At 37.6% G+C, this 13,335-nt stretch carries 13 protein-coding genes; 4 read left to right on the forward strand and 9 right to left on the reverse strand.

Annotated elements, in window-relative coordinates:
- Nucleotides 1-40 precede the first annotated feature (40 nt).
- The 9 genes from EHQ70_RS14810 to purF all read right to left on the reverse strand — a co-directional run bounded on the left by EHQ70_RS14810 (nt 41) and on the right by purF (nt 9,732).
- A complete protein-coding gene (locus tag EHQ70_RS14810; RefSeq protein ID WP_244288354.1) occupies nt 41-829 on the reverse strand; it encodes a PA domain-containing protein in 789 nt (262 codons plus the stop codon).
- A 265-nt stretch (nt 830-1,094) separates the two neighbouring features.
- On the reverse strand, nt 1,095-2,222 hold the full coding sequence (locus EHQ70_RS14815) for a DUF1574 family protein (RefSeq protein WP_135587703.1): 1,128 nt from the start codon (nt 2,220-2,222) through the stop codon (nt 1,095-1,097).
- A gap of 10 nt (nt 2,223-2,232) precedes the next feature.
- Nucleotides 2,233-3,615 (reverse strand): MBOAT family O-acyltransferase, encoded by a 1,383-nt coding sequence (locus tag EHQ70_RS14820; protein WP_135587704.1) that lies wholly within the window; start codon nt 3,613-3,615, stop codon nt 2,233-2,235.
- Between the two features lie 61 nt (nt 3,616-3,676).
- On the reverse strand, nt 3,677-4,306 hold the full coding sequence (locus EHQ70_RS14825; protein WP_135587705.1) for an SGNH/GDSL hydrolase family protein: 630 nt from the start codon (nt 4,304-4,306) through the stop codon (nt 3,677-3,679).
- A 3-nt stretch (nt 4,307-4,309) separates the two neighbouring features.
- On the reverse strand, nt 4,310-5,716 hold the full coding sequence (locus EHQ70_RS14830) for an SBBP repeat-containing protein (protein WP_135587706.1): 1,407 nt from the start codon (nt 5,714-5,716) through the stop codon (nt 4,310-4,312).
- A gap of 26 nt (nt 5,717-5,742) precedes the next feature.
- A complete protein-coding gene (locus tag EHQ70_RS14835) occupies nt 5,743-7,158 on the reverse strand; it encodes an SBBP repeat-containing protein (RefSeq protein ID WP_244288355.1) in 1,416 nt (471 codons plus the stop codon).
- A gap of 16 nt (nt 7,159-7,174) precedes the next feature.
- Nucleotides 7,175-7,930 carry a 7-cyano-7-deazaguanine synthase QueC gene (queC, locus tag EHQ70_RS14840; RefSeq protein WP_135587707.1) on the reverse strand — a complete coding sequence of 252 codons (756 nt, stop codon included), beginning with the start codon at nt 7,928-7,930 and terminating at the stop codon, nt 7,175-7,177.
- The gene (queD, locus tag EHQ70_RS14845) at nt 7,931-8,305 is read right to left on the reverse strand and encodes a 6-carboxytetrahydropterin synthase QueD (protein WP_100743536.1); all 375 of its coding nucleotides are present in this window, start codon (nt 8,303-8,305) and stop codon (nt 7,931-7,933) included.
- Nucleotides 8,305-9,732, reverse strand: a complete 1,428-nt coding sequence (gene purF / locus EHQ70_RS14850) for an amidophosphoribosyltransferase (RefSeq protein ID WP_035983037.1) — start codon at nt 9,730-9,732, stop codon at nt 8,305-8,307. The genes queD and purF overlap by 1 nt, the downstream gene beginning before the upstream one ends.
- Nucleotides 9,733-9,773: 41 nt before the next feature.
- On the opposite strand from purF, the gene EHQ70_RS14855 reads away from it, so the two are divergent.
- Genes EHQ70_RS14855 through EHQ70_RS14870 form a run of 4 tightly spaced genes read left to right on the forward strand, consistent with a single transcriptional unit; the run spans nt 9,774 to nt 13,280 of the window.
- Nucleotides 9,774-10,994, forward strand: a complete 1,221-nt coding sequence (locus tag EHQ70_RS14855; protein ID WP_135587708.1) for a ribonuclease D — start codon at nt 9,774-9,776, stop codon at nt 10,992-10,994.
- Nucleotides 10,994-11,614 (forward strand): NUDIX hydrolase, encoded by a 621-nt coding sequence (locus EHQ70_RS14860; RefSeq protein ID WP_135587709.1) that lies wholly within the window; start codon nt 10,994-10,996, stop codon nt 11,612-11,614. The genes EHQ70_RS14855 and EHQ70_RS14860 overlap by 1 nt, the downstream gene beginning before the upstream one ends.
- Nucleotides 11,615-11,658: 44 nt before the next feature.
- Nucleotides 11,659-12,744 carry a vWA domain-containing protein gene (locus EHQ70_RS14865; RefSeq protein WP_135587710.1) on the forward strand — a complete coding sequence of 362 codons (1,086 nt, stop codon included), beginning with the start codon at nt 11,659-11,661 and terminating at the stop codon, nt 12,742-12,744.
- A gap of 5 nt (nt 12,745-12,749) precedes the next feature.
- Complete coding sequence (locus tag EHQ70_RS14870; RefSeq protein ID WP_135587711.1) at nt 12,750-13,280, forward strand: tetratricopeptide repeat protein; 531 nt, start codon at nt 12,750-12,752, stop codon at nt 13,278-13,280.
- The last annotated feature ends 55 nt before the right edge of the window (nt 13,281-13,335 follow it).

Consider the following 13,335-nt stretch of genomic DNA (forward strand, 5'->3'; position numbering starts at 1 on the left):
GTTACGAATGTATTTTGTATTTAGTTGATAAAACTTTTGGTTACCTTCTGAGATTCACATTCACAGGACCACCATTAAGAGCAGTTACCAAAGCATTGCCAGAATTTCCCGAAATAACAATCGAAGGAATGTTAATTGTTGATGTGTATGGATTGACTACTGGTATTGTATCCGTAGAACTATTGTCGTAATGAATTATGGCAACCGCCCCAGCAGTCACGGCTCTTTGTGCTTTATCAAGATATCCACAAGTTCCTCGTTTTATCAGTGCAACCTTGCCCGCCAGACTATTTGTAATATTTGCACATGCATCTTGAGGTGTTGTTTCTTCCAGCTGAGCTGTGATATTGTAGGTCGTGTAAGGATTAACCGGTCTTGAAGCGATAGTCGCAGCTGTATTTCCGTTTTCTAATCGACTCACACCTAAATTAATTCTAACAGTTTTCGTTGATGAACCCAATTGACCTTTAATATCATAGTCAGTTGCACTTGTATAACTTGTAGGTGTTCCTGATATAATACCGGTATTTGAATTCAAACTTAAACCAGTGGGAAGTGTTGGCGTTACTGAAAAAGTGATTCCAGTTGCAGGTTCTAGGGAACTTGGTGAAATAGAAACAGCACTCCCCGCACCAATTTCAGAAATCGTATAACTAAAGTTCAAAGTAGGTGAATTTTCACCTGGAGGTTGTGTTACCTCTCCCGTGGAAGCAGGTGTTGCAAATAAAAGCAACATTGAACTCAAATCTTGCTTTTCTTGAATCTCACAGTTTTCCAAAAAACAAATTAACAGAAAGGAAATGACTACATTATTTTTTTTACTTAACAAAGAATTTACCGCCTACTTAACACTAGCCGAAGGAAAATTCCGATAATCAAGAATATTCGAATATATGTTTTACGCCTAAAACGTTTCTAACGGTAAATCGTGCTTTTTGAAACGTTTTAAGCGGTTTTTTTGATTTTTTTTTCTTATCGATACATCATCGGATACCGCGAGGTAAACTCTTGGATTGATTTGGCACCTAACTGACTTTCAAACGATCCGCTAGATTAAATCTAGCGAAAGTATGTCTTTTCGTTTAAATTCTTTATTACTTCGGAAGATTCAAAAGAACAGAATTCATCTCTGGCATACAACGTCCCGAAAGATGGGCTGCATCCTGAAAGTAATCGCAACGAATTTTCCCGTCTTCGTTTAAATCAACAAATCGTGACGATGTTTTGTCAGCCAGCGATTGTATTCTTGATTTCCAAGATGGATAAAAGATAGAAGTCGCATAAAAGTTTGTTAGATTTTTATGAACTTTCGGAATCCACAAAACCACGGGAATTTGATTTTTTTTGCAACGGTCGATAATTTTTTCTAGGAAAACTAAATTATCTTCATTCAAAGAATAATTTCCATAAAATTCATTTTTAAGAACATCGACTAACATCACTGTCTTTAAATAAGTGTCTGTATCGTTTGCCGGTTTTAAGTAAAAATCATTAAAACTATCGGGTGAATATGGTAATTCTTCTCTATTTGTTTTTGTATCAAATGCATTGGCAAATGGATCCACAGACATTGCATTAGCAGGCATAAAATTTTTCAATAATTCTGCATTTTTATCCTTGGTTCCAAATAGATTTGTAGAAATTGCTTTCGTAGAAATTTTATATCGACTTAAAGAAAACAAACGAGAAAAGAAATATTCTTTTGCAAAATCAGATGGCAATTCATTAAAATATTGAATTGCAAATTCAAGAGGCATACCTTCTAACAAAGTTATGTTATAAAAACGATTCCTTTTATTAAAGGAAAAAGCAGAAACTTCTAAAAAGACAGTATCTGGTTTGTATTGTTGGTCCATCAATTGATTGAATCGAGTATAATAAATTAATGGATTGGATCCAGGTGCAGCGTATCCAAAAAATTTATACTCATCCAAACTCTTTTTCTGATTTTCGCTAATTAAGTCTGAATGATGATTATAATCAGAAGTTGCATATTGATAAAAAATAAACGAACGTGAAGTTCCAAATGCCCAAACTTTTTTTTTATCCTTATACTTAGTATCCTCTAGATAAGAAGCCGATATGTTCTTAAACGATTCTACGTAAGGATTTCCGATGTTTTCTTCTGTTAACAAAGATCGAACAGAAGGTATTAAAATGATTTTATCTAAACCAAAAAAGATCAGAAATAATATCAGTATCCTAAATTTTTTAAGCATCATAGAAGTATTCCTAAAATTGAAAGTAAATGAATTGTGCAGAATTTGAAGCCAACGTTAATACCAACACACCACACAATAATGCAAGGCCAGGTAACAATAACTTTCTGTATTCAAATTTTAAACTAACGCGAGATTGAAAGTATTCATAAGTATGTAATAAAAATCCAACGGCAATTAACCTAAATAACTTTGGTGTTTCTGGTAATTTAATTCCAGATTGAGAAACTAAGTTTTTATAGATAGATTGAATGTCTTGAATGTGTTCAATTCTAAAAAAGATCCATGCCAAACAAACAAGATGGAATACAACTAAACCTTTGAAAATTTGAATGAAAACATTTTGTCTATTAGGTTTATTATTAGCAATCAACCTTTCGATGATAAGATAAAATCCATGTAATGCTCCCCAAACGAGGAAAGTATAGTTTGCACCATGCCAAAGACCACCAAGTATCATCGTAATCAGTAAGTTAAAATAAGTTCTAAAATTTCCAAATCGATTTCCACCTAACACGATATATAAATAGTCACGTAACCACTGGGAAAGTGTGATATGCCATCTTTGCCAAAACTCTTTTAAGGATGTTGAGAAGTATGGTGCATTAAAGTTAACAGGAATATCATATCCTAATAACAACGCTAGTCCTCTAGCAATATCACAGTAACCGGAAAAGTCACAGTAGATTTGGATAGCAAAACCATAAATTGACACTAAAGCACTGAACGTATCAAAATTTTCCGGATGACTAAAGAAAGGTTCAATGATCGGAGAAATATTGTCTGCTATAATTACTTTTTTAAGAACACCTAATAAAATTAAGTAACCACCTGCATTAAAAGGAAGTTCGAGAAACCTTTTTTTACTATGTAACTGTTTAAAAAAATCCGTATGTCTCATGATTGGTCCCGCAATCAACTGTGGGAAAAACATGATGAATATTGTGAAATCTTCTAAGGATACTTTGGATTGGATTTTTCCTCTGTAAACATCAATCTGAAATGCTAAAATTTGAAATGTATAAAAACTGATAGCAAGTGGTAGAATTATATTCGGCAACTTGGTGGTTACTTCTGCAATTTGTTGAAATCCAAAAAGATCTGTAGCTATGTTGATCAAAAAATAGAAGTATTTAAAAAATACTAAATTCAACATGTTAAAAATAACAACGAATGTAATATTTGTTTTGGTAAATTTATAGTTTAGGAAATGATAAAATAGAAAGTTAATGAAAACTATAAATAGGAAGTGTAATAAAAAAAACACATCCCAGTATCCGTAAAAAATGAGTGAACCCAGTAGGATTGTTAGTTTTTGGAATCTAGAATTTAGCTGCCAATAAACTGTGTATAAAATAACAAAAAAAAGAACGAATACTAATGAATTAAATAACACTTCGAATATCCTAATTATTGGTTAATTGTTTCCATGCCTTCGGTCAGTGTAAATACTTTTATCATTTAGGCAGGAAATCAATCCAAGGAATTTTTGTCCGGAAATGCTCCAATGTTAATTTTGCTAATTTATTATATCCAATATCTGTTAGATGGCCGCCATCCAAAAGGTCTGACTTCTGAATAAATCTTTCCGAATCAATACGTGGAACAGATAATATATTTTCTTTCATTGCCTTATTAAGCCGCACTACAGCTTCCGAGGGCCATGGAAACTCCACGTACCAAACGTTCAGAACCAACAAGTGCTCACATCGATTTTGTAGAATAACAATTGTTTGTAACTGATTGTTAATTGTATTTTGGATTTGAAAGTCTTGTGGTGAAAAATTTCCTAAAAAATCATTTATCCCTGCATTATACAAACAGGCCGTATAATGTAATTTATCATTTTTAGCAACTTCCAATATCTCTGAAGATGGACGAACCGGGAATGCGTTTTTAACAATGACAAAAGGTTTTAATTGATCCTCCGCCGGCCAAAATGCCATGATACTATCACCAAACATTCCTAAAGATGGTTTTACTAAAGTGAATAAGAGTTCCTCATTTTTTTTTTGTTTGTGATCACATTGTAATAAGAAAAAAGAAAGAAAAAAGCAGAAGAATCTTTTAAATTGAATATCATACATATATTATTTGTATTTGATTAGAAAGGCATCGATTGCCCCTTGTTTGACCTGACCATCTATACTTCCATTGGTAAAACCAGAAAAATAAATTGTTCCATATCGATCCGCCGATATACCACTTCCATAGACAGTCGATCCACTATTCCCTGTAGTTTTGGTCCAAATTAAGTATCCGTCTCCATCATATTTGGAAAGGTAGGCATCTTGCACACCAATGAGTGTGTTTCCATTTAGAGTACCAGTCGTATAACCCGTAGTATAAACATGAAATGCATTGTCAGCATAAACTTGAATTCCATTGGTGTTTGATGTTCCGCCACCATTCAACAATCGTGTCCAAATTTTCTTACCCGATACGTTAAATTTTGTTAGAGCTTGAACCGTATTTCCATCTTTAGATTGGCCATCTAAATCCCCGCTAGTATCTCCTACCAGATAAACAGAACCTTTTTTATCCAAAGACATTCCCACAATCTTAGTCGTTGCACCTGGTAATCCCAAATACCGCGACCATTTCACTACACCTTCTGTGTCTAAAGAAAATAAAAAAGAATCAGATACTCCTCCTGGTAATGTTGTGCCTAAAAAGGAACCGGAACCTCCCACAATTCCTGCTACGAATAGATGATTAGAAACCGGATCAAATTGAATTTGGTGCCCATAAGCTGTAAAACCTACTTGGCCAATCAACCTTGTCCAAAGTAAATCACCATTTTTGTTATATTTAATAATAATCACATTACGAGTATTACCTGCTGTTTCACCGTTAACTACTTGAGTTTCGGTATTACCTGTGATGTAAACGTTTCCTTCATTATCGGAAGTGATCCCTGACCCTAATGTTTCATCACCCGTCGGAAAAATTCTTGTCCAATATACAATTCCGGAAGGATGCATTTTAATCACAAGACTACCTCCACCACTTGCTGGAAGTTCATTAAAAGGGCCATTGGAACTTCCAACGATACAAAGATCTCCAAAAGCATCGATATGAATCAGTTCTGCATATGTTGAAGAAACAACTGAACTGCCCATCTGTTTCAACCGAGAAACATTTCCTTCTCGATCAAATTGGGATACAAAAACATCAACAGGGCCAAGAGCAGGAGATATTTTTGGCTGATTCAATAAAGATCCTGTTGTTGTACCAAGTTGATAAATGAATCCATTTCTTTCAGCTGCATTGGATAAGGAATAAGTAGTGATCGTTCCCGATTGGCCAAGTAACCTTGTCCATTCTTTGACACCTTGGTTGTCTTGTGGGATTTCGAAGCATTCTTTATCTTCCAAAAAACAACGAAGTAATTGTGTTTCTAAAAAAGCTTTTGTGTTTCCATCCGAAGGATTGTTAAACGACAAAGGTTTGCATTGATATAGAATCAAAATGATAAGAAGTAGAAATGGTCGCATTTTAGACAAAATTTTCCAGATGAATTCTATTTATATTGAATGACAAAAGCATCCTTTACCCCTGTTTTCGTTTGTGCATCCAAATTTCCAGTAGTTCCTCCGGTTAAGTAAATGGTACCATATCGATCGGAAGATAAAGCCATACCATCTAACGTTACCAAGCTGTTTCCGGATAACCTTGTCCATTCCAGATTTCCATTAAAATGATATTTCGATAGATAAACATCTTGAGTTCCATTCAATGTCACTCCTGAAAGATTTCCAGTGGTCCATCCAACCGTATAGACATTACCGGCATTATCAGCATAAATGCCCCTAGAAGTAGTTGTTGTACCTGTACCAGCTCCTCTTAACTTCGTCCATTCTCTGTTTCCCTTACTATCAAATTTCACTAACAGCTCACCAACCGAACCAGAAAAACTTTCTCCATCGTAACCCGCACTAACATCACCCGCAATATAAAAGAATCCTCTTTTGTCTGCAGAAACACCTCTGATCCATAAATTGGCACCGGTTGTACCCAAAATCTTCGCCCATTTGTAATAACCATCTGGATGAAATCCTAAAACAAAACTATCTTGGCTACCAGAAAGAGTTTGGTCAAAAAAAGTTCCCGAACCAATCACATGGCCCACGACGTAAATTTGGTTCGTAGAAGGATCGTATGTCGCTTTCACTCCATAAATTGACATACTATTTCTACCTAACAATCGTTTCCATACTATGGAACCATATTTGTCGTATTTGAAAACAAACACATTATATGGACCACCGGCATTCTCATCATCAATGTTTGTTAATTCCGTATGTCCTGTAATATAAATATTTCCTTGTAAATCTGAAGTGATGCCCACTCCCGCAATTAGTTGAGTTGCATTTGCGTAAAAGATTTTTGACCAAAGTAATTCCCCTGCACTAGAGAATTTGATCAATAAAGATCCAAAATCAGTAGATGAATATCCAACAAAGGCACCAACCGTTGATCCTGTTAAAATGACATCACCAAAAGTATCTACATGTATCGACTGAATATCAGAATGATTATTGCCTACTGAGCCCATCTGTCGAATCCACAGTCGATTCCCATTAGGATCGTACTTTGCTAAAAAAAGATCCGTATACAATCCATTAGCTATTTTTGTTTGCCCAGGAAGGGCTCCGGTTACTTTGCCAGCGATATAATTATTACCTTCGGAATCGGTAGCCGATGCAAATGAATTCGTTGTAATTCCGGAAGTACCACCTAACAGTCTTGTCCATTGTTTGATACCTTGGTTTTGTTGTTTGATTTCAAAACAAGGAACAAGTTGGTTCAAACAAGTCCATATAGCAGTTTCTAAATATGCTTTTGAATTTGAATCTGATGGATTATTGAGATTACTTTGTGTACATTGAAAAGTAAGAGGAAGTATAATTAAAAATAAAAGTATTCGAATTCTCATAGAACCCTTCTAAGTTTTATTGACTTTGTATGGCCGGATCTAAAATCCCTGCCTCTAAAAATCCTTTCGCCCTTAAAATACATGAATCACACTTGCCACAAGGTTTTCCACGCACAGGATCATAACAAGAATGAGTTAGGTGGAGTGGAGCGTCTACCTGGATTCCCAGTTCAATAATTTCTTTTTTGCCCAGATGCAAAAGTGGAGTTTTGATTTGGATGGAATCACCATCGCCACTCACACCTTTTTTTGTCCCGAGATTTGCCATCTTTTGGAAGGATTCGATAAATTCTGGCCGGCAATCCGGGTATCCTGAATAATCAAGTGCATTGACTCCAATGTAAATGGAATCATAGCCATGACCTTCTGCGAGTGACAATGCAAACGAAAGAAATAATATATTTCTTCCAGGAACATAAGTATTCGGAATCTCTTTTTCATTACCACTAAACAAGAATTTTGCGTTCTTTCTCACCTTGATTTTTTTTTCAGTGAGAGAACTTCCCAAAAAGAATCCCGGATCCAATTTTTGGATCACATGTTTGATACCGAGAGTTTTCGCGATTTTTTTACTTTTGATCAGTTCAATTTTATGTTTTTGAGAATAATCGAAAGATAAAGCGAGTATAGGTAATTTTTTGTTTTTAGGATAACCGAATTCTTTTGCTGCCACATAAAGACAAGTGGTTGAATCGAGTCCACCTGACAGAAGTACAACGGCACCTTTTTTTTCAGATTTGGATTTGGGAGAGGAATCCGTAACGGAAACCATTTACTTTTTCGGCCCTCTGTATACACAAGAGCTAGTACAAGTTTCGTAGAGAGTGATTTTATCGAGCAGTGGCAATTTTGGTTTTAATTGGTTCCAAAGCCATACTGCAATGTTTTCACTCGTTGGATTTTCAAGTCCAGGAACATCATTTAAAACATAATGATCCAAATGTTCGTCTAAGATTGGTTTTACGATGGATTTTAGTTCCCCAAAGTCCATGATCCAACCTGTATGCGGATCAATTTCTCCTTTGAGATACACAGCAAAACGAAAGCTATGGCCATGCATTCTTTTGCATTTATGGCCTTCGGGAACATTTGGTAAAAAATGTGCGGCTTCAAAACCAAAGGTTTTGGAAAGTTCAAGTTCTTCCATTACTCTTCCGTCGCGTATTCCGTAAAGAGTGACTTTTGGTTTCCCGCATGGTCTTGGAATTCCACTGGGTAATTGGATGTGAAACAAGCATCACAAAATCCACCACCCTTATGTCCTTCTACCGCTTTGTGCATTGTATCCAATGTTAAATAAGCAAGGGAATCCACACGAAGATACTTTTGGATTTCATCAATGCTATGTGTGGATGCAATGAGTTCTTTATGTGTAGGAATATCGATTCCGTAGTAACATGGAGAGACCGTTGGTGGTGCAGAAACTCGGAAATGGATTTCTTTAGCACCAGCATTACGAATCATTTTGATGATTTTGCGGCTTGTGGTTCCCCGCATCACCGAGTCGTCAATGATGACAACACGTTTCCCGTTCACCACTTCTTTCACCACATTGTATTTGATTTTGGCTCCAAAATCCCGAATCTTTTGATCCGGTTCAATGAAGGTTCGACCAATATAATGAGAACGCACAAGACCACTTTGGTAAGGAATTCCTGACTCTTCACTGTAACCAAGTGCCGCAATATTTGCGGAATCGGGAACAGGAATGATCACATCGGCTTCCACTGGCATAACACGTGCAAGCTGGCGACCGAGGGATTTTCTTACTTTGTAAACTGATTCTTCGAAAATATAAGAATCAGGTCTTGCGAAGTAGATATATTCAAAAATACAAAGGCTTGGTTTTGCTTTTGGGAATGGATAGAGAGAACGCATTCCGGTGTGGTCTATGACAACCATCTCCCCCGGTTCCACATCTCTTACATATTCCGTTTCTGTGATATCAAAAGCACAGGTTTCCGAAGCAAATACAATCGCCCCATCCGAACGTTTCCCCATGACAAGTGGTCGGAAACCATTTGGGTCTCTTACCGCAATTAGGTATCTAGGAGTTAAAACTAACAGAGAGTAGGCACCACGAACTTGTGCAAGTGATTCACAAAGTGCTTCTAACAAATCTGTTTTATGGCTTTTCGCCATTAAGTGGACGATGACTTCAGAATCGATGGTGGTTTGGAAGATCGATCCGTCTCTTTCGAGGCGATTTCGAATGTCCCAGGAGTTGACTAGGTTTCCATTGTGGGCAAGAGCCACAGGACCTAAGTGGGATTCCACGCGGATGGGCTGAGCATTTCGTAAAAAACTCGCTCCCGTTGTGGAATACCGGTTGTGACCAATGGCCGCATCCCCAATGAGCTCTTTGATCTTCGGTTGAGTGAAGATATTTGCCACGAGACCCATGTTGGCATACCGGTATAAGTGAGATCCATCGGTTGTGACGATCCCACTGGACTCCTGGCCTCGGTGTTGCATCGAGTACAAACCTAGGTAGGTAAAATTAGCAGCTTCCTTGCTATTGTAGATGCCGAAAATGGCACATTCTTCTTTTGGTTTGTCAGATTGGAGAATCATTGTTAGAATGACAATTGCAGTATTTCCAAAATCCCAATTAGATGCAAATCAATTCCAACTATATTCTCGTTGATACAGCAAAAGCTTTGGATTTAGCTCTGATCAATCTCAGACAGTCCAAAATCATGTCGATCGACACCGAGTCCTCCGGTTATTACACGTACTATCCCAAAGTTTGCCTCATCCAGATCAATTCTAATGGCAAAAATTACCTGATTGACCCACTAAAGATCACAAATTTGTCAGCTTTGGGTCCTTTATTCGAAGATGAGAACATTCTCAAAATCTTCCACTCGGCACAAGACGACATCAAAGCCTTAAAAAGAGACTTTGGGTTTAAATTTGTGAACACGGCAGATACAATGATCAGTTCTCGTTTGTTGTCATTAGAACAAAGTTCGTTATCACATGTTGTCGAACATTACCATAAAGTAACACTTTCTAAAGTAGAACAGAAGTCTAATTGGGAAATTCGTCCCCTTCAAAAACAACAACTTAAGTATGCAGCACTAGACACTGCTTATTTAGAATCCATTTGGTTGAAAATGGAAGAAGAACTCAAACGTAGAACTCTCTACGATGAGGCAAAATCAGAATTTGAATTCATAGCTTCTGAAGAGTATGTAGCCAAAGAAGGAGAAGGATTCTCTCTTGGAAAATTTCCTGACATTCTCAATTTCACTCCACTCGAAAGAAGAAAGATTTTAGAACTCCTTCGTTATCGTGACGAAAAAGCAAAACGAATCAACAAAGCAAGTTTCCGCGTTTTTAATAATGATAGATTGTCACAAGCAGTCAAAGGACATCCGAACGAAGAAAAATGTGTGGAATGGTTTGGCAAAAAAGACGGAACCGAAATTTTCAAACTTTTGACTGCGGAATACAATGATCCGATTGATACTTCTGAACTTTCAAAACGTCATGGCGAAGACTTAAACGAAGACGAAAACCATAAATTCGAAAACGCTAAAAAATGGCGACTCCGTATTATGCGCGCTAGACGGATGGAACATTCCCTTCTTCCTTCGAACAAACAACTCATTGTTATTTTACGTGCAGCCCCAAAAACCTTAGAAGAACTAAAAGCCCTACATGTATTTTCCGATTGGAAAGTACAAAACTACGGTCCAAGTTTACTTGCGGCCATCCAAGGACTTCCTTTTGATTCGATGATCAACCGTTTGGTGGCCATTCGTTCCAAAGAAGCATTTGTTGCCAAACGTAGGAAAAAACAAAACCAAAACGCGAAAGACGAGGGTTGATGTTACCCTACGAATCCTTTGTAAAAAAGCTTTCAAAGGACTTCGACGAAATCCCAGACACAACCGAAGTGAAGTCTGGGGTGGTCTTTCCCCTTTTTGGATCTAAAGAATTTGCAGAAGGAATCATCCTTACCGAACGTTCTAAAAACTTAAAATCTCATCCCGGCCAAATCTCCTTTCCGGGAGGTGTGAAAGAAAAAGAAGATCCCAATCTTCTTGTCACGGCCCTTCGGGAATGGGAAGAAGAGATGGGAGTTCACCGCTCCAGTTTGAAGGTTCTTGGAAAATTGGAAGGTCTCCATACAAGGACCGGTTTCCATATCACCCCATTTTTAGCCACTTATGATGGTGATTTTTCCTTTCAGCACAATACGGATGAAGTCGAAAGAGTCTTACTCGTTCCCTTTTCTGATCTTTGGACAAGTCCATTCTATTCCATCCAAATCCCAGGAAGGGATCATTTTGCTTATTATTTTGATTTGCCAGAGGGTCTACTTTGGGGAGCCACTTGCGAAATGATTTTGCGGTTCCTTCGAACACATTCATCCTTTGATAGAACACCGCTTCTCGTAAAACCAAACCTATCCAAACCGCCCTTTTTGGACCCCAAATCCCTCTAAGGTCTAATTCGATTTCCGCCGATGGTGTACAGGTGCGGGAAAAAATGAAAAACCTAGGTCGGCCATTAACAAAATCTTATGCCACCTTAAGTTTTATTTTGTTTTTACTTTCCTATTTTCCTCTTTCCACACAATCACAACCTAACAAAAGATATGTGTTTATACTCGATGCCAGTGGTTCCATGTCAGAAAAATGGGATGGAAAAACAAGGATGGCCGTTGCCAAAGAAAAACTTTTACAAGTCCTCGGAGGAATGCCAAAAGATGTGAGTGTGGGACTTGTTGCTTACGGGAATCGAATCGCTGGTTGTTCTTCCGCAAGATTGTATCACCCCATCCAACGAGGGGCAGCCTCCATTGTGAGTCAAAAAATTTCATCCATTGTCCCTGCAGGATCCACTCCCATAGCACAAACCTTAAATGTGGTCGGAGAGTTTCTTTTGAATGATGTCCAAGAAACGGAAATTATTTTTATCTCTGATGGAGTGGAAAGTTGTGATGGAGATCCGAAAGCGGTTCTTTACCAAATGAAACAATCGGGAAAAAAATTCCGATTACAAGTCCTTGGGATTGATATTGATCCCAAAGGGGAAGAAGACTTAAAACGCCTTTCCATTTTAGGAGATGGGAATTATTATTCTTTGAAACGGCCGGAAGATTATGATTCGTCTTTCAAACGAATCTTTTTTAACTCTACATTGGAACCACAAACGGTCACGGGAACAACTAATTCGAATCCAATCACTCCCACAAACTCTGAAAACCAAATCAAAATTCTAAACATCCTTCCTTACGAAGATGGATCCGAATCTGGCTATATTCTCAATTACGAATACTCAGGAAAAACCAATACTTCTTATATGATTCAGTTGAATCTCTATCCTGCAGAAGAAAAATTACGAAGTTTTCCCATCCCACCACTACGAGAACGTAGGATGGGAGACTTAACCAAACACCAAATTGAATTGAAGTCGGGGCCAGAAGGAAAAGGACGATTCGTTTTTCCACTCCCAAAGGGAAAACGAATGAAGGCTTCCGCTGAATTATGGGATTTGACAGGAGTTCCGAAAATTCTTGCTCTCTCGGAAGAAAAACCCGTTCACGAGAATTCAGGTTCTGACCGAAACTGATAGTAATGAGACAGAATTCGACAGTCTGGAAATTCAGGAAACCTAGCCTATTCGCCCTAGGAATCCTTATCCTTTTGGGGAATCTTTCGCTCCAAGCGGAGCGTTCTATAAGCCAAATTTTTGCTGAAGAACGAACCAAACAAGGAGATCTCCTCTACAAAAAGGCAAAAGAATTTTTGGAAGACCGGAATCACTGGCAATCGGTTGAATCTTGTAAAAGTTTTTTAATCCTCTACCCTAGCCATCCGAAAACACGTGAGGTAAGAAAGGCATTAAGCTCCAATTATAGAATGACAGGAGATATTTTGGCACTTGCCGAAAATGAACTGAAAATTTATAAAGAATTTCCTAATACAGAAGAAGGACTCGAATCCTACTTAATTTCCGGCAAAGCCTATGTCCGTATGGGTCGAGAAGACAAAGCCTATCAGATTTTTCAGGACATTATCAAAAATACGTATTCCAGTAAAATTGCACAAGAAGCGGAATTAGAACTGACTCAGATGGAAATTTTGGGAGAGAGTAAAAATAAGTAATTTTTACGAAAATATTGCCCTAGGGATCTCCGATAATAAACTAGGCACGTTGAGC

Source organism: Leptospira congkakensis (assembly GCF_004770265.1).
GTDB classification, from domain to species: domain Bacteria; phylum Spirochaetota; class Leptospiria; order Leptospirales; family Leptospiraceae; genus Leptospira_A; species Leptospira_A congkakensis.